The organism is Streptomyces sp. CS113 (assembly GCF_002188365.1).
Taxonomy (GTDB): domain Bacteria; phylum Actinomycetota; class Actinomycetes; order Streptomycetales; family Streptomycetaceae; genus Streptomyces; species Streptomyces tendae.
The window spans coordinates 4011243-4031153 of the sequence record NZ_KZ195574.1 but is presented as its reverse complement, the minus strand read 5'-3'; the positions used below and the strand labels follow the sequence as shown (position 1 = coordinate 4031153).

Genomic DNA, 19911 nt, shown 5'->3' with positions numbered 1-19911 from the left:
GTTCCTCCCTCTCAGGATGCGATCCGCCCTCGGTCGCATCCTCAACGATCGGCGCCCCCCGGTGCCGATCCGCTCCTGCCACTCCCGGGGCGGGAGAGGCAGGAGCATTGCTCCCGACGGGAGCGATGCTCCTGCACCAACTTGCTCCCGATGGGGCAGGGGTGATCAGCAGGGATTCCTCGCGGGGCATGGGGTCTTCGTGGTGCGGGGCGTGCATGGGGCCCTTCGGGTAGGGGTCTGGTTGGGAGTGCTGGTGCTGCGGGGATCAGCGGAGTGGATCGCCGGCTGCTGCCTTGAGCTGGGCCTTGAACTCGCGGACGACTCGTCCGACGCCGTCGCTGGAGACGGTGTAGCCGGCGGCGCGCAGGGCGTCCTCGACCCGGTCGCGGCCGACGCTGCCGGTCTCCTCGTAGATGCGGCGAGCGTGCTTGAGGATGACCTCGTCGGAGGCACGGGCTTTGCCGGCGTCGCGCTTCTTCCGGGCAGCCCCCTTCCGTTCGCGCTTGCCCGACACGCTGCCCGGGCTGTTGCCCGTCGGCGCCGGGCTGTCTTCGGCTTCTGCCCGTGCGGACAGCCCGGGCACCGGGCGGGCAGTCTCCGGGCGGGCAGCCGGAGGCACCTCGTCGTCACCCGCGTCCGATGGGTGTGGGCGGGCAGCTTCCTCTGCCCGCGGCAGTGGTGCCGGGCGGCTGTAGCGCGGGCGGCTGTGCCCGGATTCACGGAGAGGGTTGGAGGCCGGAATCTGCCAGCGCGGCGGCAGCGTGATGGAGGCGAGGTCGAGGGCCTGCTTGCGGGTTGCGAGCTTGCGCAGCAGCAGCTCGTCCTGGAGCGGGTCGCCGTCGACGCCGGCCCGCTCCAGCGCTTCGCGCAGACGTTCCGTCAGGCGTCGTTGCCGCCGCCTGCCGCGCTTGCGGTCGGTCATCGACTCGGCGCGCAGGATCAGGGCGACGGCTTCACTCAGCGCGCGCTCACGGATGAGGCGGGTGGCATCGGCGTCTTGGTCGGCGATCCCGAGCCGCGCTAGGAGGCGTTCGCGTGCCTGGCGGACGAGGACGGCGGCCAGGCCGCGTGAGGCGGCGTCGGGGGTGCGGTGGCGCAGCTCGATGCCCATGGCCAGGTGCCACAGCATCGCGGCCATGACCGGGCCGACGAAGGCTCGCACGGTGCCGCCGACCAGCCCGGACTCGGCGTAGGCGGGCAGGATCTGGACGGTGGTGATGACCCAGGTGAGGGTGCCGGGCAGGCCGGGTGTTTGCTTCGGGCCGTTGAGGTTCTGCCGGGCCATCAGGGCGGTGGCGAACAGGGCCAGCTCGGCGGCGGCGAACATCGCGACGCGCTCGGCGGTGCCGCCCATGTCGAGGTAGTCGGCGGCGAACCGCCAGCTGGTGTCCGCGCTGTAGGCGGTGCAGCCGAGCGCGGCCATGGCCGCGACGGGCACAGCGAGGGTCCCGCGCCAGTTTTTGCTGCCGGGCGGCCGGCGGCGCTGTTGGCGGATCAGCCATCCGGCGAGCAGACCCAGCAGCACGAGCGGGATGAGGAGCGCCAGGGTTGTCACCGGGGAGGTGACCCAGTCCGGGCGGATCAGCGTGCCGCTGTTCCGGGTGGCCAGGGAAACGAGGGTCAGAGAAGGCAGGAGGGTCTCCAAGGTGTAGAGGAACCGGGGAGGGCCGGACGATCACGACGGAGCGTTGAGCGGTCCTGCTGCGCGGGCCGGCGCAGGCCAGGCGTGAGCGCGCGCGGCGAGGCAGGAGGGGAGGCCGGTCAGGCGGAGGGCGCGGTGCGGCGTCGTCGGTCGGGGCCTTTGAGGATGACGCGCTCGGTCATCTCGGCGAGGCGGGAGGCGACGCGGTCACCGAGGGCGACGCGTAGCTGCTCCGTCGGGAGGTTGGTGGTGATGAGCGTGGGGAGCATGTGCTCGTACCGGTGATTGATGAGCCGGTAGGTGAGCTCCTCGGTCCACTCGCTGGTCTTGGCCGCACCGAGGTCGTCCAGGAACAGCAACGGGCAGCGTGCCAGGGTCTGCAGTTCGCGTTCGGCGTCATGGCCGGCGCGGGGACGCAGGCGAGCGTGGAAGTCGGCGGTGGTGGTCGCCTCCCAGCGCAGGCGGACGCCACGGGCGAGCAGGGTGCGGATGGCGCCGTACGCCTGGTACGTCTTGCCCGTGCCCGTGGGGCCGGCGATCAGCAGCGACGGGCCTTCGGCGATGCCCGGCCCCCCGGGGCCGGGGCGTCCGGCGCGGGCGATCTCGTCGGCCCAGGCGGTGACCTTCGGGTGGTCGGCCAGGGCTCGGCGGTATCGGGCGGGGATCCTGGCGTCGGCGAGTTCCAGCGCGGTGACGGGCTCGGCGTGCCCTTCCTCGACGGCCGCGCTGGCGAGGTCGATGCCGCGACTGGCAAGGATGCCGTTGAGCCGGTCGGCGAGCGGGCCGACCCGGTGGGGCTCGCGGGTGAGGGTGGCGGTCAGAGGTCACCTCCGTAGGCGGCTTCGACATCGGCGGGGTTTGTCCACGCCCTGTGGACAACCGGCGCGGCGGGGGCCGCGTTCATGGCTTCGTGCACGAGGCTCGGCAACGTGCTGGGGTGCAGGCCCTTGGCGCGGTGCAGTCCGAGTCCGGCCCGGATGTGATCGGGGGCTATGCCCTCGTCGAGCAGCTTGCGCACCTGCTGGCCGAGATGGCCCAGGACGTCCTTGGGTGGCCGGTGTGTGCAAGCGGCGGCGTACTCGGCGATGAGCTGGTCGGCCGAGACGGTGCGAGGTGCGGGGGCGCTCGCGCCCCCCGAAGGGGTATCTCCTAGATCCATGATCCTAGGTCCTAGATCCGGACCGTGAGGCGTCACCGCTCCCTCACCGAGCCCTCCCTGCTTCCTCACGGAGGACTCCGTGAAATCGTCCTGACCTGCAGGTTCGCCATTCGGAGCGGGATGCACCGCAGGGTTGCGTACTTGCCCGGAGCCCTCACGGAGCGCTCCGGGAGACAGCGGTGCGGGCTCCGTGACGCCAGTCCCCGCAGCCGGCGTGCCGACGCCGGACGCGGGGGCTGGCGTGTCGTGGCGCGGGCAGGCTGGCAGGCGGCTCGCGCTGGGGCGGTTGATCTTCTGATGCTGCCGCCAGGTGACGATGTGCAGGTAGCGCTTGTCATCCGGGCCCTTGTAGCGGCATATCAGCCCGGAGTCGGCGAGCTGGGCGAGGTCCTGCTCGACGGCGGAGGGCGTGTGTTCCGGGCGCAGGACCCACAGTTGCCCGGCGATGATCGCGGCGTGGTCACGGTGGCGGCCCTGGTCGTCAGCCTGGGTGAGCAGGCCGAAGAAGGTGCGCTCGGCGGTCAGGGAGACGGCTGCCAGCGACTCGGAGACGAAGGCTTCGGGCTTGATGGTGCGGATTCGTGCCAAGAGGGGCGGTCCTCACTCGGTGGCCGGTGGGCTGGGTGCCCACGGTTCACCGTCGGTCGGGGGCGGGGACGGGTGTGAAGGGCGGGAATGTACGGCCGTTGACGCGGGAGCGTTGATGGCCGCTCGCACTTTCCGGGGTGTCGTCAACATAGCCACACCCAGGTCGCGCAAGTCCAGCCCTATCCGGCGCAATCTCTCACGGCAGAAATGCCGCTGGAAATCGAATCGGCGAGGGCGGTGCGAAAACGGTAGGGCACGATCGGCGGTTGACCAAATAGTTGCCCCGCATTCCGAGCCAGAAGGATCACATCCGGAAGCCGTTGACACCCCGCGAGCGGCGAAGCTACAACACAACACCCCACGTCAAAGGGGGTCTCTGGTGCTGGGACCCGTGCGGGGATCCGGCCTTGCGCAGCACCCCGACCGCCTCGCTCACCGATTGAGCGCGGCGCAACATAGCCGACGATCGCCGGTTAACCAAACCGGCGAATGCACGCTACAACTGGAGCCATGGCAGCACGATCTCTGGAAATAGGACCCGCAGGAATACTGGCGGCTCGCGCCATCGAAATCCTCCGTACGGAACGCGGCCTTGGGCAGCGCCAACTCGCCGCGCGGTGTACCGCTTTGGGCCGTCCTATGTCCAACACGATGCTGTCCCGCATCGAACTCGCCAAGCGGCGATGCGATATCGACGACCTCGTCGCCATCGCCGAAGCCCTGCAGGTATCGCCCGTCGCACTCCTCCAGGGCCCGGGCGCCACCTGAGCCGCCCACGCATCCCCCCCGCCCTCGCGACCAGGAGCCGCCCCCTTGCACCGACCCACGCCCGCGCCCGTCCCCCACAGGCCGTCCGACGCCCCTCCACCCCGCCTCTACCGCCCCGAGGAGATCGCCGACACCCTCGGCTGCTCGTCCTGGTGGGTCAAGGACCGAGCGCGACGGCGTCTGATCCCGCACACCCGGGTCGGCCGCGCCTACCGCTTTACCGCCGAGCACCTCGCCGAGATCATCCGCCTTTACGAGGAGCGGCCGGCGCAGCCCGCGCAGACAGCCGCCCGGGCGACCGAGCCGCTCTCCGAGCCCGGTACGCAGACCGACTCCGCGCAACGTCGTCGCCCCGCCGTGGCGCCGGCGACTCGCCTGCGGGCCCGCCCGCCGCGTCGACAGCAGCAGTACAGCACTGTCGCGTGACCCGATCGCATCTGCAGTAGCCGAGGACAAGGAAGAGGGGGGCAGCGGGACTTGGGTTTCGCGGAGAAGCGAGGAAACTACTGGCGCGGCCGGTACAAGGTCGCGCCCGGCAAGCACAACACGGTCGTCGACAACAACGGCAAGGCGATCCGGTTCGCCACCAAGGGCGAGGCCAAACGGGCAGCGGCCGAGGCCGAGAACAAGTACCGTCGCGGCGACTGGCGCGACCCGGCCCTCGGCCAGGAGACCTTCGGCGAGTACGCGAACCGCTGGTACGAGGCCCAGGACCTGGCTGCCTCCACCATGCAGAACTACAAGCGCCACATCGAGGAGCACCTCCTCCCCGAGTTCGAGGACAAGGCACTCGCCGGCATCCTGCGCACGGACGTCGACCTGTGGGAGAAGAAGGAGAAGGCCCTCTACGCGGCATCCAGCGTCAAGACCTGGCGCTCGACGCTTCACCTGATCTTCGAGGACGCGATCGACGAGGGCCTGATCACGTCCAACCCGGCCGCTCGGCGGCGCGGACGGGGTAAGCGCGCCGGCCGCTCCCGAGACCGTGGTCCGGAGAAGGTGGTCACCGACGCGCTCGGCATCCTGCTGACCGCCGAGCGCGCCGCCCTCCTCTCGGGCCGTGACGACGAGTTCGTCGCCGTGGTCCTCAAGGGCTACACCGGCATGCGCTGGGGCGAGATCGTCGGCCTGGAGACCGCGTTCGTCCGCCCTGGAGCCGTCCGGGTCGAGTGGCAGCTGTACGAACTCGACACAGGGGAGTTGGTGCGCTGCCCGCCGAAGGACGACAGCTACCGCACCATCGACTCGATGGACTGGCTGTCCGCGCTGGTCGCCAACCACATCGCCCGCACGAAGCCCAAGCCGTGCCCCTGCCACGGCAAGACCTACGTCTTCCGAGGGCAAGGTGCGGCGCGCACGGGCGGTCACCAGGGCGCGAAGCTTGTCGACGTCGCCCGTCGTGCCGGCGTTTCGACCGGCACGGTGTCCAACGTCCTCAACCACCCGGAACGGGTCACCGAGGCCACGCGAGAGAAGGTCGAGCAGGCCATCGCGGACCTCCGGTTCGTCCGGGGCGGCGTCGTACCGGAGCATGCCGCCCACTGGCGCAGGAACGGTTTCGCAACCTGGCTGTTCACGCCGGCGGTCTCCGGCTGGTACCCGAAAAAGGCGCCGCAGGAGCCACGGCCGGTGCCCTTGCTCGGCGAGCCGTGGCCTGGCGTCCCGGCTCGGGGGCGAGGTGCCACCGACCGGGCCGACACCTGCTGGCTCCCGATAGCCAAGGGACTCACGCCCCACGGCCTTCGCCACACTCACCGGACGATGATGGAGGACCTGGGAACCGAGAAGGTGCTCATGGACGAACGCATGGGCCACATCGACGGCTCGGTCTCGGCACGCTACGCCCACGTCACCCCGGGCATGCGGCAGCGCCTCAAGCTCGGGCTGACCGAGCAATGGGAGTCGGCGCTCGACGCCCGACTGGCGCTGTCTCCGGCGTCGCCGGTGCGCGTGCTCAACGATCTCCTACGCGCTCGCGCGGTCGCCGTTCGGTAGGTCTACGTTTGCCCCGTAGCGTGCCTGCGGTGCAGTGTCATTGCCGCTGGGAGCGGCTTCGGGTCCGGTACCTGCGTCTTACCTCTTGACCTTCCGGGCTCGCTGCCGGGATACATGGCATCGGCGCGGTGATCCCCGTCAAGGCTCGCCCTTATGAGCCGCTTCCTTGTAGTGCTAGCTGTGCGGCTGGACGGCAAGGGCGGCCTGCTAGGGCACAGCGCTGCTCGAAGTCCGGCGGCACCCAGCCACGGCTGAGCAGGCGTGGATGTGCGGGAAACGCGGTGATCGCGGCGAGCGCGAAGGCGAGCGATGCCCACGGTGTCTGCACACGAACGGTGGTATGAGCGCCGTGTGTGTTCACGAAACTCGTCTGGAAAACATCAGCAGCTACGAGTTCGATCGACCCCAACGCGCGCCATTCAAGGTCCAGTTCACAGGCGTGGTTGGCGAAGTGCAGCCTTTGAAGGGTAAGGGTCACTTCGCCGGCCCCGTCCAGTACCCACCGGGGCTGGGCATCGTGGGCTGCTTGGCGACGGCGAGCGGCATTGCCGATCGCATTCGCTGCGAGGGTTCCGAGCACCACTCCAGGGTTGCCGAAGGCGAAGACATCGTTGCGCCTGTAGCGTCCATTGCCGAGAGCCCGCCAGGTCAGACGCTGTCCAGGTCCAACAGCGACGGCCCGGTCGCCGTGATGCAGTCGCGCCGTCGTGGCTACAACCGGCCGTCGGGCCACTTGCCCTTCGAGAATGTCGGCGAGGATGTCGCAGGTGTGCCAGAGGTACTCGTCCGGCGGAGACCATAAAGGCTGACCGGAGATCTCTGGCGGCGGCGCAAAGGGGTTGACCACTGCTGCTCCAACCTCCCATCGAGGGCCAGGGGCATGATTCGCGATCAAGCCTACTCAGGCCGCTCTGGGGCGACCGCAGAATCGATAGACGGGGGAGGCGGTTCTGAGTCGATCGCGGTTGCTGCTCCTCGCTCCTGTACCGCCTCTAGCCGTACTGGGCCGGTGTCCGGCCGGTACGATGCGCAGGCTGGGCAGTGGCCACACGATGGGGGAGGGACAATGAGGATCAAGGACCCGGAGTACCCGGCAGCGGTCGAAGCAGCCGTGGAGATCCTGCGCAAGCGAGCCAGGCAGGGACAGACCATCACGTACGGGGAGCTGAGCGCCGAATTGGCGGCACAGGGCTTCGACTCCATCCCGCCTCACCGCGGAGTCATGACCTACCTGCTCAAGGATGTCTGCCTTCATTGCAACGAAGACGGACGAGCACCGATGCTCTCGGCGATCGTGGTCAACAAGGCCAGCCGGGAGCCATCCGACCAGTTTTCCGACCTTGCCAGAAGCCTACCCTTCTCTCGGTCGGCGAACTGGAGCTGGCGGGACGAGCAACAGCAGGTATTCGCTCAGCATCGCGAGGAATGACGTCGGCCCTGGTCACTGGCTGAACCTCCCGCCGACCTCCAGCACCGTTGCCAGTGTCGTCGCCCAGAGCGAGCTTTAACGGTCGGCTGAGTTCGGGGCACGGGAGCACTCGAATTGGCCGAGAACCGGCGTACCCATGACCCCGGTCCACAACAACGGACCGCTATGCCGCTGACGAGACCTCGATACTCTCTACGATCCGCGGCGGCAGGACGGCACGTGCAGCGCCGCTTTCAGGGGAGGCGAGGTACTGCAAAAGCCCTACTGGCTGTTCCGGCCGGCCTAGGGGAACAGGTTCGACACGGCGCCACCCCCTGGCGGACGCCGCCTTGATCGCCGTCAAGTATGTGCTCTCGCTCATGCGGCCCAGCGTCCGTGCACGCATCAGCAGGGCAGCCAAAGACACCTGCCAACGTCGCTTCAGTTCGAAGAGGGTTGGCCACTCAACCCTAGTCGGCAGCTGGTCGTAGATGTCCTCGGCGGGCATGAGGAAGGCTGCCGCGAACTGGTGGGCCTGCGTCTCGACCTCTTTGACGCCCCAGATCTGCTCACCATGCAGTACGAGATGGGCCAGTTCGTGTGCGGCATCGAACCGGGATCGGGCGCGGTCGTCCTTGTCGGTGCCCAGAACGACGACAGGGTGGTCGGCGAAGGGTAGAGAGAAGGCATCGACGTCTGCGCTGTCGAGGGGAAGTCGGATCACGGCGACCCCATGTGCTTCCAGTAGCTCAACGACATTCCCGACCGGGCCCGAGGGAAGCTCCCATAGAGACCTGACGCGGGCGGCGGTCTGCTCGATCTCGGCTGCAGGGACGTCCAACCCGCTCACGGGAATCACGGGCACGTCGCTTGCGCAGAACCGCTGCGCGGCTGAGGCCCGGACGGCCAAGTCGTGTGCGACATGAGCGATCGCTCGGGCGCGGCGGCGGTCAACCACCGATGTTCGGCGCAGCGACCGGAAGAAGCCCTCGTGGCTCTCGGTCATCGCCTCGTGGAAAAACGCGGGGGGTACCGCGAGGATCTCGGCCAGAGTGCCGACGGACTCTGGGCTCGGGCGCGCCGCCCCGCTCTCGAACTGACTGATCGCGGCAGGTGTGAGGCCAGCCTCTCTGGCCAGCTGTGCCTGGGTCAGCCCGGCCAGCTCGCGGGCTGTTCGAAGTCGAGTGCGCTCGAACGCCTGCGTGCTCATCTCTCCCCTTGTCTGTCCTTGCTTGATCTCGGCCCCCACATCTTGGCGGATCGCGGAAGCCACGCACGCCCCAGGGGGCGCCACCGGCATAAGCACTACGATCTGAGTGTAGAAGGACGCGCGGAAAGTCGTGCTGTGATATTAAGTACTCTCGAAAGTGAAGATCCGGCTCGGTGGGCCGGATCTTCTGGGAGCCGTGGAGCCGGGGGCGGTTGAACTGACAGAGCGTTTCCAGATCTTGGCCTTGGACGGCGGCGGATTTCGCGGCATGTTCTCCGCAGCGGTCCTGGCCCGCTTGGAGGAAGATCTTGGCATCCGGATCGTCGATCACTTCGACCTGATCGCGGGCACCTCTACGGGTGGCATCATCGCGCTGGGTCTCGGCCTCGGGCTGTCGCCCCGGGAGATCCTCACCTTCTACACCGAGCACGGCCCGCGGATCTTCCGGGATCGCAGCCGGATGCGCGGTATCCGGCACCTGTTGCGGGCGAAGTACGGCTCCGAGCCCTTGAAGGCAGCGCTCACGGAGGTGTTCGGTGACCGAACCTTCGGGGAGAGCACGAAACGACTCGTGATCACCTCGTACAACGTCGCCGCCGATGATGTTTACCTGTTCCGGACCCCGCATCTGCCCACCCTGAAGCGGGACTGGCGCGAGAAGGCTGTGAACGTCGCACTATCCACCTCTGCCGCGCCGACCTACCTGCCCGGGATGCCGTTGGACGGAGCGCGCCTCATCGATGGCGGCGTGTGGGCGAACAACCCGACCATGGTCGCGCTCACCGAGGCGGTGGGGCCGCTCTCGGTTCCGCTCAATGCAATCCGGGTGTTCAGCCTGGGGACCACGATCGATGTCCGCAGCCGCCATCGCCGTTTGGACCGTGGCGGCATGCTCCCATGGGCTCGCGACGCCGTGGAGGTGCTTATGCGGGCACAGAGCGAGAGCGCCGCCAAACAGGTGAAGCACTTCGTCGGGAAGGCCAACGTGCTCCGCCTCAATCCGACGGTACCGACCGGCGCCGTCGCGCTGGACAAGGTCGACACCGAGACCCTCTATGGGCTCGCCGGCCATGTCAGCCGCGACGCTTCGCCCACCGTCCATCGCATGTTCTGCGATCACCGCGCTCCGGTGTTCGCGCCCTTCTACCCCGCACGTGAGGAATGACGTGGACTCGCTCGATGAGATGCTGTCGATGCTGCTCGACGGCGCGGTGGAGGTGCTCGACATCTCCCCCGAACTGCATGACAACGCTGTTGAACGCTACGAGGAGGTCGGCACCTGGCTTGCCGAGAACGGCAGCCCGGGGTGGCAGATTTATCCCCAGGGTTCCTTCCGCCTGGGCACCGTGGTGCGCCCAGGCACACCCGGTGGCGAGTACGACATCGACTTGGTCTGCCGCCTGCCCTTGCGCCCGGAGAGCACTACGCAAGAGCGGCTCAAGCAGCGGGTCGGCGATCAGCTGACTGCCTACCTTAAGTGGAAGCAGGACCGAGGCCACACCGACGGCCCGGAATCTATCGAGTCTCGCCGCCGCTGCTGGACCCTGGGATATCCGGGGTTCCACCTCGATGTCCTGCCCGCCATCCCGGACGAGGACCGCCCGCCCACCGGCATCCGCCTGACGGACAAGGATCTCTGGCAGTGGCAGCGCAGTAACCCCATCGGATACGCGGACTGGTTCCGGCGACGATCGGAGCTGTCCCGCCAGATTCTGGAGAAGCGACACGCCAACGTCGCGGACGTTCCCACCTGGCCAGTTCGCAGTCCGCTGCAACGCGTCGTGCAGATCCTCAAGTGGCACTGCATGATCATGTTCGCGGAGGACATCGACAACCGGCCGCCGTCGATCCTCATCACCACGCTCGCCGGACACGCGTACAGCGGCGAGGATGATCTGTTCACTGCCGTGCGCAGCGTGCTTGACAACATGCTGACCTTCATCGAGAGACGCGACGGCCAGTGGTGGGTGCCCAACCCGGCGCACAAGGCAGAGAACTTCACCGACAAGTGGAACGAGTACCCCGAGCGCCGGAAGGCTTTTCACGCCTGGTACGACGAGATCGCCACGACCGTGAGCGAACTCGCCGGCATGGAGACCAAGGGCCTGGACGCAGTCTTCGAGCGACTCGCAAAGTCCTTCGACCCCGCCCCCGTCCGCCGGTCCTACGAGCGCTACGCCGCCCGCGTGAGTGCATCCACCAACAACCGAATGGGCTCCACCGGACTGCTCTCCCCGACCACGGCTGGCCCCCGCAAGCTGAAGAACACCTTCTATGGCCAGCATTCCTCACCGCGCAATTAACCTCGGTCGGCAACTGGCCGCGATCAAGGCCGTCCTTCCCGAGGCTAAGGGAACGGTGCGGAGCGGTGAGCTCGTCTGCACGGTCTTCCTCCAACCCACCCCCGCCAGCAGGCGCTACACGGTACGGATCACCTACCGGCACCGACACCGACCGCGCGTGATGGTAATCGACCCGCCCCTGGCCCTGCACCCGCGTGCCACCGCCTTGCCGCATGTCTATGCAGGCGGCGACCTGTGCCTGCATCTGCCTGGGGAGTGGAAGGAGGACATGCTCCTTTCACGCACGATCCTGCCGTGGGCCTCGGAGTGGCTCCTGCACTACGAGGTTTGGCGGGTCGTGGGGCGCTGGACTGGCAGCGGCCACGACTATGCCGTGCCGCCGCCCGCTGAGCCCGACGATGGGGAGCAGCCGACCGTCGGGCGGCGTGAGCCGACCAGCTCCTGATCTCGAAGAGTGGCCGCCAGGGGAGCCGCATTCCGAAGTCGGCTCCCAAATGGCTCCCAGAATGGTCCCCGGAACCACTCAGGGGCCCGACCCGCTAAACGGATCAGGCCCCTGACCTGGTACTTCACTGTCGGGGTGGCGGGATTTGAACCCACGACCTCTTCGTCCCGAACGAAGCGCGCTACCAAGCTGCGCCACACCCCGATCGTCGCTGCTTGTCGCGGCGACGTCGTTTACTTTAGCCCACCGGTGGCCGGAGACGAAATCCGGTTTATCGGGGGCGGCGGAGCGGGTCCGGGCGGATGTGGTCCAGGGCTACGAGGAGTACGGCCAGGGCGTAGAGGGCGAGGCCGATGAGGAGGGCGTTGCCCAGGGCGATCTTGTAGCCGTGCTGGTCGACGTCGAGGAAGGGATAGAGGTAGCGGTCCTGTGAGCCGGGGAGGAGCAGCTCGCCGCGGGCCAGGGTGAAGGCGAGGTAGGCCAGGGGGTACAGGAGCCATACGGGGGCCTGGCGCAGGTGCAGACGGCCGGCCGGGGTGAGGAGGAGCCAGTCCAGGATCGCGGCCACCGGTACCGCCGTGTGGAGGATGTGGGTCGCGGCGGTCTGCCAGGCCATGCCGGTGTCGTCCTGAACGGCGAACGGGCTCGACGCGTGGCCCAGGAGCAAGTGGTGGACCAGGCCCGCGGTGACGACGTAGAACAGGGCCGCGCCCGTGAGGGCACCCGGCAGGGGGTGGTGGGCGGACCAGGCGCACCGGGCGGAGGCGAGCATGACCAGTGCCAGCAGGATGCCGCTCTGGATCGTGAAGTGGCTCAGGGCCGTGGTGGGCGCACCCCCGGCGAGCAGTTCGATCGCCACGCCGGTCAGGGCCAGCAGGGCGATCAGGCCGCGGAAGGCGGCGACCGTGCGACGGCGGGCCGGGATCAGCACGGCACGGGCCGGTACGACGGTGGGCGGGAGGACGACGTGGCCCGGAATCGGGGGGAGGTCCGGGATGTCCCGGGGTATCGGGGCTGTCATGGCCTCAACGTAGGCAGACCGGGCATAGCGGGCTATGTGGGTGAGCCGTGTGGGTTACGCGTCGGGCCAGGCAGCCCCGGCTTGCTGGTGACCGCTTGGTTCCTCCTGGTGCTCCCTAGTGCCCCCGGGGCCCCCGGGACCGGTCAGTTCTCCCGGCCCACCAGCGTCAGCAGCGTCGCCTCCGGGGGGCAGGCGAAGCGGAACGGGGTGTATCGGTTCGCGCCGCAGCCGGCCGAGACGTGGAGGTAGGACGTGTGGCCCCCGGACGTGTGCGTGGACAGGCCCTTCACGCGGTCGGTGTCCAGGTCGCAGTTGGTGACCAGGGCGCCGTAGAAGGGGATGCACAGCTGGCCGCCGTGGGTGTGGCCTGCCAGGACCAGGGGGTAGCCGTCCGCCGTGTAGGAGTCCAGGACACGCAGGTAGGGAGCGTGGACCACGCCCATCGAGAAGTCGGCCGCGCCGGACGGGCCGCCGGCCACCTCCGCGTACCGGTCTCGCTTGATGTGCGGGTCGTCCAGTCCCGTCAGCTCGACCGACACACCCTCGATCTTGAGCGTGCCCCGGGTGTTCGTGAGGTTCTGCCAGCCCGCGGCGTCGAAACCGTCGCGCAGGTCCTCCCACGGGTTGTGGACGGCACCGACGACCGGCGGGTTGCCGTTGAGACCGTGGCGGCCCTGGACCTTCTCGAGCAGGTACCGGGCGGGGTTGCGGGGCCTGGGGCCGTAGTAGTCGTTGGAGCCGAAGACGTAGGCGCCCGGGAACTCCATCAGGGGGCCGAGGGCGTCCAGGACCTCGGGGACGCCCTCCGGGTCGGACAGGTTGTCGCCGGTGTTGATCACGAAGTCGGGGCGCAGCCCGGCCAGTGAGCGCAGCCAGCGCTGCTTCTTGCGCTGACCGCCGACCATGTGGATGTCGGAGACCTGGAGCACGCGCAGCGGGCGCATTCCGGACGGGAGGACGGGGACCGTCACCCGTCGGAGACGGAAGGAGCGGGGCTCGATGCCCGCCGCGTAGATCAGACCGGCGGTGCCAACCGCCGTGATTCCCAGGGGTACTCCGTATCGCGCGCGCATATGTCCATCGTGTCAGAAGCGGCGGACCGAGCGGTGGTGGGAGGCCCCGCGCGGCCACCCGCACCGGCGGCGGGCAAATCGACGGGCGCCGATCCGCGCGCACCTGCGACAATCAGGTCCATGACCACGCTCAAGTCGAAGCTGTACGACGACCTCAACTCCGCGATCAAGGAACGCGACGAGCTCCGCTCCTCGACGCTCCGGCTGACGCTGGCCGCGATCACCAAGGAGGAGGTCGCCGGGAAGGAGAAGCGGGAGCTCTCCGACGACGAGGTGCAGAAGGTGATCACCCGCGAGGCGAAGAAGCGCCGCGAGGCCGCCGAGGCCTTCGCCCAGGGCGGCCGCGCCGAGCAGGCCGAGCGGGAGAAGGCGGAGGGCGTGGTGCTCGCCGCCTACCTGCCGAAGCAGCTCTCCGACGACGAGCTGAACGCGATCGTCGCGCAGGCCGTCGAGGAGGCGAAGGCGGCCGGTGCCGAGGGGCCGCGGGCCATGGGTGCCGTGATGAAGATCGTGAACCCGAAGGTGGCCGGGCAGGCCGAGGGCGGCCGGGTCGCCGCCGCGGTCAAGAAGCTCCTGGCCGGCTGAGTCGCCGCCGCGTTCATGCGACGCCGGCAACGCCGGCGCACATCTGATGAGGGCCCCCACCGCGACCGCGGTGGGGGCCCTCATCAGGTGAAGGAACGTGTCAGCGGCGTCCGCCGGGGCCGTTGCCCGGGCCCTGGATCAGGTTGCCCGGGAAGCCGCCGCCCCCGCCGTCCCCGCCGCCGTCGCCGGCGCCGCCGTTGGTCAGGCCGGCGATGAAGCCGTCGTCGTCGCCGTTGTTCCCGTCGTCGGGCTTGTCCTCGTCGCGGCCCTTGTCCTTGTCCGGGTCCTTGTCCTTGTTCTTGTCGCCGTCCGGGATGTCGACGAGGTTGAACGAGGGGGACTCCTTGCCCTCCAGGGCGCCGGTCATGGCGTCCTTCCAGATCGGGCCCGGGACCGCGCCACCGAAGACGAGGGGGTGGTAGACGCCGCCGATCGTGATGTTCTTCATCTCGACCTTCTGGCTGGCGCTGCCGACCCAGACGGCGCCCGACATGTTCGGCGTGTAGCCGACGAACCAGGCGTTCTTGCGCTCGTCGGTCGTACCCGTCTTGCCGGCGTTGTCGCGGTCGCTCAGCCCGGCCGCCTTACCGGTACCGGAGTCGACCACGCCCTGCAGCAGGGTGTTCACGCTGTCCGCGGTCTTCTCCGTCATGGCGCGGGAGCACGTCGACTTCGGCACCTCCAGCGACTTCTGCTTGTTGCCGACCTTCTGGGTGATCGACTCGATCGCGACCGGCGTGCAGTACATGCCGCGCGAGGCGAAGGTCGCGTAGGCGCTCGCCATCGTCAGCGGCGACATACCGACCGAGCCGAGGGCGAGGGCGGAGGGGTTCTGCGGCAGCTTGTCGCCGTTGCCCTGGTGGACGTGGAGCTTGTCCGCCATGGACGCGACCGGGCACAGACCGATGTCGGCGAGCATCTGGACGAAGTAGGTGTTGACCGACTTGGCCATCGCCTCCTTCAGCCGGTACGGGCCGACCTCCGACTCGTTCTCGTTCTCGACCCGGTAGCCCGAGTCGTTGATCCAGGGCTTGTCGCAGGTCTGGATGGGGCTCGGGTAGTCCATGTCGTACGGCGACGAGTACTCCTTCGTCGCCGGCACGTTCTCCTCCAGGGCCGCGGCCGCGAGGAACGGCTTGAACGTCGAACCCGTCGGGAAGCCGTAGTTGGAGCCGCCCACGGCGTGGTCGACCGAGTAGTTGATCTCGGTCTCGTCCTTGCCGTAGCCGTACGGCTTCGACTGGCCCATCGCGACGATCCGGCCGGTGCCGGGTTCGACCAGCGTGCTCGCCGCGGCGACCGAGTCCGACTTGTTGACGTGGTCCTTGAGCGACTGGTGCACCGACTCCTGGGCCTTGGGGTCGAGCGTCGTGCGGATGGTGAGGCCGCCCTGGTTCCAGATCTTGGCCCGGTCCTTGCGGGTCTTGCCGAAGACCGGTTCGCTCAGGAACACCTCGCGCACGTAGTCGCAGAAGAAGCTCGCGTCGTTCACGGCCGTGATGCAGCCGTTCTTCGGCTTGCTGACCTTCAGCCCGAGCGGTGCCTTCTTCGCCTTCTCGGCCTCGGCGGTGGAGATGTCGCCGACCTGGGCCATGCGGTTCAGGACGATGTTGCGGCGCTTGGTGGCCTCCGCCTCGTCGTTGACCGGGTCGTAGCGGCTGGGCGACTGGACGATGCCGGCCAGGAGGGCGGCCTCCTGGACGCTGAGGTCCTTGGCGTGCTTGGAGAAGTAGCGCTGGGAGGCCGCCTCGACGCCGTACGCCTGCTGGCCGAAGAACGTGATGTTCAGGTAGTTCTCGAGGATCTTCTTCTTGCCCAGCTCCTCCTCGACCTGGATCGCGAGCTTCAGCTCCTGGATCTTGCGGCCGATGGTCTGCTGGGTGGCCTGGGCGACCTTCGTCGCGTCGTCGCCCGCCTCCTCCACGAAGACGTTCTTGACGTACTGCTGGGTGAGCGTGGAGGCGCCCTCGGAGACCTCGCCGCTGCGTGCGTTCTTGTTCAGGGCGCGCAGGACGCCCTTCAGGTCGATCGCGCCGTGCTCGTAGAAGCGGGAGTCCTCGATCGCGACGATCGCCTTCTGCATGTACGGCGAGATGTCCTTGAGGTCCACCACCGTCCGGTCGCGCGAGTAGACCGTGGCGATGGTGCCGCCCTCGGCGTCGAGGATGGTGGTGCGCTGGCTCAGCGGGGGAGTCTTCAGGTTGGTCGGGAGGGCGTCGAAGCCCTCCACCGACCCCTTGGCGGCCAGCCCCAGCGCGCCCACGGCGGGCAACGCGATGCCGGCCAGCACTGCTCCCGCGAGCACACTGACACCGAGGAACTTGGCGGCCTGCTGCGTTGGCGACAGACCACCGCCCGAGCGCTTCTTTGGCATGGAGGCAGCCTACGTTCTCATTCGCCGGACACGCGTATATGCCTTGGCCTAAGCTGCACTCAACTGTCACAGCAGTGAGGCCACGTATCAATACGTCCGGCGACCCCGAATCGTTCCGGATCCGCTCGAATTTTTTTCGAGGGGCCCCGCTGGGGGGCGCGTTGGTGCGTACCGGCGCGTGCCGCGGCGTGTGGGGTGCGTGTCCGAATCCGCCTTGTGTGTCAATCGGTGTCCGTTGTGGCGCAACAGAGATGACCCGAATGTCGGGATCGTCGCGCATGTCGCCAGCTCACTCCCCCGGGTGATCTGCCGCTTACCCATAGTCCGTTCGGGCCATTCAAGATTGGGCCCGAAGGGGGTGTTGCGCTGTGCCCACCTTCCGTAACGTCCTCAACTGGCGGCGGTGAATATGCCGCTGCCGCCGTGGGGGAGCCTCGATTCGGGAGAGGACGGCGCCGGTATGGGCTGGGTAACCGACTGGAGTGCGCAGGCCGCCTGCCGCACTACCGATCCGGACGAACTGTTCGTTCAGGGAGCAGCGCAGAACAGGGCCAAGGCGGTGTGCACCGGGTGCCCGGTGCGGACCGAGTGCCTGGCCGACGCGCTCGACAATCGCGTCGAGTTCGGCGTCTGGGGAGGCATGACGGAACGGGAACGCCGCGCACTGCTGCGCAGGCGGCCCACCGTGACCTCCTGGCGCCGGCTGCTCGAGACGGCGCGGACGGAGTACGAACGAGGGGTCGGCATCGTGCCCCTCGAGGACGACGAGGTGTACGAGAACTACGCGGCCGTGGGCTGACCCCCGCCCCCGCATGGGCCCCGCGGGGCCCGGGGCAGGATCAGGCGCCCGGCTCGGGCAGCTCGGGACGGCCGGTGGCCAGGCGTGCCCCGATGTCCCGCAGCCCCGCGAGATCGTGCACGTCGCCGGGCAGCGCGGCCACCTCGGTGACCGCCACCTCGGGATGACGCGCGGTGAAGCGGTCACGTGTGCGCTGCTCGCGGGCGAGCAGGTGCATGCGCTCGGCGTGCAGTCGCAGCAGACCGGCCGCGAGGGCGTCGACGGACCGCTCCGGTGCGTCGGGAGCCTCGGCGGAGGTGTCGGTGCCCTCCGAGGACATCTCCGAAGACGCGTCTGGAGCCTCCGGATAGGTGTCTGGAGCCTCCGGAGGGGTGTCGGGAGCCTCCGAAGAGGTGCCGGAGGCCGCGTCGCCGGGGACGGCGTCGGCCGGTCCTGAACTGCCGTGGGAGTCGGGAGAGTTGCCGGGGGAGGTACGAACTCCAGCTTTCCCGCCGTCCTGATCCACAATGCGGGGATCCTCAAGATTTTCCGCGGCGGCGAGTGCCCGCTCGGCCGACAACCGGTCGGCGCCGCTGCCGTGGACCCGGTTGAGCACCAGACCGGCCAGCGGCATGTCCTCGGCGGCCAGCCGCTCCACGAAGTACGCGGCCTCGCGCAGTGCGTCCCGCTCCGGGGCCGCGACCACCAGGAACGCCGTCCCGGACGCCTGGAGCAGCTTGTACGTCGCGTCCGCGCGCGTACGGAACCCGCCGAACATCGAGTCCATCGCGGCCACGAAGGTCTGCACGTCCTTGAGGAACTGCCCGCCCAGCACCTTCCCCAGGACGCCGGTCATCATCGACATGCCGACGTTCAGGAACTTCATGCCCGCCCGGCCGCCGACCTTCGCCGGGGCCAGCAGGACGCGGATCAGCTTGCCGTCCAGGAAGGAACCAAGGCGCTTGGGGGCGTCCAGGAAGTCCAGCGCCGAGCGGGACGGCGGCGTGTCGACGACGATGAGGTCCCACTCGTCCCGCGCCCGCAGCTGCCCCAGCTTCTCCATCGCCATGTACTCCTGCGTGCCCGCGAAGCCGGCCGACAGGGACTGGTAGAACGGGTTGCCCAGGATCGCCGCGGCCCGGTCGGGGTCCGCGTGGGACTCGACGATCTCATCGAAGGTCCGCTTCATGTCGAGCATCATGGCGTGCAGCTCACCGCCCGCCGCGTCGTCGACGCCCTTCACCCGGCGCGGGGTGTTGTCGAGGGAGTCGATGCCCATGGACTGCGCGAGCCGCCGGGCCGGGTCGATGGTGAGGACGACCACCTTGCGGCCGCGCTCGGCCGCGCGCAGGCCCAGCGCCGCCGCCGTGGTCGTCTTGCCGACCCCGCCCGAACCGCAGCACACCACGATGCGGTTGCGCGGGTCCTCCAGCAGGGCGTCGACGTCGAGCACCCGCGCGGGGGTCAGACGGCGCGCGCCCTCCTGGTGGCGGGCCCGGTCGCCGTCCTCGTGGCGGGCCCGGTCGCCCTTCTGGTGGCGGGCCGGGTCGTCCGGACTCATGCGATCCCCTGCTTCCGCAGCTCGGTGGCCAGTTCGTACAGACCCGCCAGGTCCATGCCCTCCGCGAGGAGCGGCAGCTCGTGCGTCGGCAGGCCCAGCTCGCCGAGGGCCGCCCGCTGCTCCTCCTCCAGCGCGTGCCGCTCGGCGTACTCCCCGGCCTGGGCGAGGAGCGGGTCCACCAGCCGCTCGGCGTGCCCGCCCCGCCGCGCCCCGCCGAGCCCCGCACCGGACAGCGACCGGGCCAGTTCCGTACGCGGGGTCTCCCGGACCAGCTCCAGGTCGGTGGCGTCCAGGACCTGGGGCCGCACCATGTTGACGACGACCCGGCCCACCGGGAGCCGCGCCGTCCGCAGCTCGGCGATGCCGTCCACGGTCTCCTGGACCGGCATCTCCTCCAGCAGCGTCACCAGGTGCACGGCGGTCTCCCGCGACTTCAGCACCCGCATCACGGCCTGCGCCTGATTGTGTATGGGGCCGACCCTCGCGAGCCCGGCCACCTCGTCGTTGACGTTGAGGAAGCGCGTGATGCGGCCGGTCGGCGGGGCGTCCATGACGACGTAGTCGTACACGAACCGCCCCCGTTTGTCCTTGCGCCGGACCGCCTCGCACGCCTTGCCGGTCAGCAGGACGTCCCTGACCCCCGGCGCGATGGTGGTCGCGAAGTCGATCGCGCCGAGCTTCTTCAGGGCCCGTCCGGCGCTGCCCAGCTTGTAGAACATCTGGAGGTAGTCCAACAGGGCCAGTTCGGCGTCGATGGCGAGGGCGTACACCTCCCCGCCCCCGGGAGCGACGGCGATCTTCCGCTCCTCATAAGGCAGCGCCTCCGTTTCGAAGAGCTGCGCGATGCCCTGGCGGCCCTCGACCTCGACGAGAAGCGCGCGCTTCCCCTCGGTGGCCAGGGCCAGCGCGAGGGCCGCGGCCACCGTGGTCTTGCCGGTACCGCCCTTGCCGCTGACGACCTGGAGCCTGCTCACGTCTTCGAGCGTAACCAGTCCGCGCGC

At 69.0% G+C, this 19911-nt stretch carries 19 protein-coding genes and 1 tRNA gene; 9 read left to right on the top strand and 11 right to left on the bottom strand.

Features of this window, described 5'->3' with window-relative positions; translation table 11 throughout:
- Positions 1–265: 265 nt before the first annotated feature.
- The 3 genes from B9W62_RS17760 to B9W62_RS17750 form a co-directional block, all read right to left on the bottom strand.
- Positions 266–1555 carry a hypothetical protein gene (locus tag B9W62_RS17760; RefSeq protein ID WP_087811964.1) on the bottom strand — a complete coding sequence of 430 codons (1290 nt, stop codon included), beginning with the start codon at positions 1553–1555 and terminating at the stop codon, positions 266–268.
- Positions 1556–1761: 206 nt separating this feature from the next.
- A complete protein-coding gene (locus B9W62_RS17755; RefSeq protein WP_079007754.1) occupies positions 1762–2463 on the bottom strand; it encodes an ATP-binding protein in 702 nt (233 codons plus the stop codon).
- Entirely contained in the window at positions 2460–3389 is a 930-nt protein-coding gene (locus tag B9W62_RS17750; RefSeq protein WP_087808059.1) for a hypothetical protein, read from the bottom strand. Before B9W62_RS17750 ends, B9W62_RS17755 begins: the two co-directional genes overlap by 4 nt.
- Before the next feature lie 510 nt (positions 3390–3899).
- On the opposite strand from B9W62_RS17750, the gene B9W62_RS17745 reads away from it, so the two are divergent.
- The 3 genes from B9W62_RS17745 to B9W62_RS17735 are packed head-to-tail and all read left to right on the top strand — an operon-like array spanning position 3900 to position 6152.
- On the top strand, positions 3900–4157 hold the full coding sequence (locus B9W62_RS17745) for a helix-turn-helix domain-containing protein (protein ID WP_053637907.1): 258 nt from the start codon (positions 3900–3902) through the stop codon (positions 4155–4157).
- Positions 4158–4202: 45 nt separating this feature from the next.
- Positions 4203–4583, top strand: a complete 381-nt coding sequence (locus B9W62_RS17740) for a helix-turn-helix domain-containing protein (protein WP_053637906.1) — start codon at positions 4203–4205, stop codon at positions 4581–4583.
- A 51-nt stretch (positions 4584–4634) separates the two neighbouring features.
- A complete protein-coding gene (locus tag B9W62_RS17735) occupies positions 4635–6152 on the top strand; it encodes a LacI family DNA-binding transcriptional regulator (protein WP_087808058.1) in 1518 nt (505 codons plus the stop codon).
- Positions 6153–6303: 151 nt separating this feature from the next.
- Here B9W62_RS17735 and B9W62_RS40740 read toward each other — a convergent pair whose 3' ends face one another.
- On the bottom strand, positions 6304–6999 hold the full coding sequence (locus B9W62_RS40740) for a hypothetical protein (RefSeq protein WP_256976465.1): 696 nt from the start codon (positions 6997–6999) through the stop codon (positions 6304–6306).
- Positions 7000–7218: 219 nt separating this feature from the next.
- Here B9W62_RS40740 and B9W62_RS17725 point away from each other — a divergent pair, with 219 nt between their 5' ends.
- Entirely contained in the window at positions 7219–7581 is a 363-nt protein-coding gene (locus B9W62_RS17725) for a hypothetical protein (RefSeq protein WP_053637903.1), read from the top strand.
- A 163-nt stretch (positions 7582–7744) separates the two neighbouring features.
- On the opposite strand, the gene B9W62_RS17720 is transcribed toward B9W62_RS17725, so the two are convergent.
- Positions 7745–8770, bottom strand: coding sequence for a helix-turn-helix domain-containing protein (locus B9W62_RS17720; protein WP_053637902.1), 1026 nt, complete (start codon positions 8768–8770; stop codon positions 7745–7747).
- Positions 8771–8927: 157 nt separating this feature from the next.
- On the opposite strand from B9W62_RS17720, the gene B9W62_RS17715 reads away from it, so the two are divergent.
- Genes B9W62_RS17715 through B9W62_RS17705 form a run of 3 tightly spaced genes read left to right on the top strand, consistent with a single transcriptional unit; the run spans position 8928 to position 11518 of the window.
- The gene (locus B9W62_RS17715; protein WP_218781988.1) at positions 8928–9935 is read left to right on the top strand and encodes a CBASS cGAMP-activated phospholipase; all 1008 of its coding nucleotides are present in this window, start codon (positions 8928–8930) and stop codon (positions 9933–9935) included.
- Position 9936: 1 nt separating this feature from the next.
- Positions 9937–11073, top strand: coding sequence for a nucleotidyltransferase domain-containing protein (locus B9W62_RS17710; protein ID WP_256976464.1), 1137 nt, complete (start codon positions 9937–9939; stop codon positions 11071–11073).
- Positions 11045–11518 (top strand): type II CBASS E2 protein, encoded by a 474-nt coding sequence (locus tag B9W62_RS17705; RefSeq protein ID WP_199826742.1) that lies wholly within the window; start codon positions 11045–11047, stop codon positions 11516–11518. Before B9W62_RS17710 ends, B9W62_RS17705 begins: the two co-directional genes overlap by 29 nt.
- A 130-nt stretch (positions 11519–11648) precedes the next feature.
- Here the strand turns inward: B9W62_RS17705 and B9W62_RS17700 are convergent.
- The 3 genes from B9W62_RS17700 to B9W62_RS17690 form a co-directional block, all read right to left on the bottom strand.
- Positions 11649–11722 (bottom strand) — tRNA-Pro (locus tag B9W62_RS17700).
- Between the two features lie 67 nt (positions 11723–11789).
- Complete coding sequence (locus tag B9W62_RS17695) at positions 11790–12539, bottom strand: Pr6Pr family membrane protein (RefSeq protein WP_087808057.1); 750 nt, start codon at positions 12537–12539, stop codon at positions 11790–11792.
- Positions 12540–12682: 143 nt separating this feature from the next.
- Positions 12683–13612, bottom strand: a complete 930-nt coding sequence (locus tag B9W62_RS17690; RefSeq protein WP_087808056.1) for a metallophosphoesterase — start codon at positions 13610–13612, stop codon at positions 12683–12685.
- Positions 13613–13732: 120 nt separating this feature from the next.
- On the opposite strand from B9W62_RS17690, the gene B9W62_RS17685 reads away from it, so the two are divergent.
- On the top strand, positions 13733–14197 hold the full coding sequence (locus B9W62_RS17685; protein WP_087808055.1) for a GatB/YqeY domain-containing protein: 465 nt from the start codon (positions 13733–13735) through the stop codon (positions 14195–14197).
- 100 nt (positions 14198–14297) lie between these two features.
- Here B9W62_RS17685 and B9W62_RS17680 read toward each other — a convergent pair whose 3' ends face one another.
- Positions 14298–16571 carry a transglycosylase domain-containing protein gene (locus B9W62_RS17680; protein ID WP_087808054.1) on the bottom strand — a complete coding sequence of 758 codons (2274 nt, stop codon included), beginning with the start codon at positions 16569–16571 and terminating at the stop codon, positions 14298–14300.
- Positions 16572–17031: 460 nt separating this feature from the next.
- Here B9W62_RS17680 and wblA point away from each other — a divergent pair, with 460 nt between their 5' ends.
- Positions 17032–17370, top strand: coding sequence for a transcriptional regulator WblA (gene wblA, locus B9W62_RS17670; protein WP_179235539.1), 339 nt, complete (start codon positions 17032–17034; stop codon positions 17368–17370).
- 40 nt (positions 17371–17410) lie between these two features.
- On the opposite strand, the gene B9W62_RS17665 is transcribed toward wblA, so the two are convergent.
- Together B9W62_RS17665 and B9W62_RS17660 are read right to left on the bottom strand one after the other, a co-directional pair.
- Positions 17411–18910, bottom strand: coding sequence for an ATPase BagB (locus B9W62_RS17665; RefSeq protein WP_087808052.1), 1500 nt, complete (start codon positions 18908–18910; stop codon positions 17411–17413).
- Positions 18907–19884 carry an ATPase BagA gene (locus B9W62_RS17660; protein WP_087808051.1) on the bottom strand — a complete coding sequence of 326 codons (978 nt, stop codon included), beginning with the start codon at positions 19882–19884 and terminating at the stop codon, positions 18907–18909. Before B9W62_RS17660 ends, B9W62_RS17665 begins: the two co-directional genes overlap by 4 nt.
- Between the last annotated feature and the right edge of the window lie 27 nt (positions 19885–19911).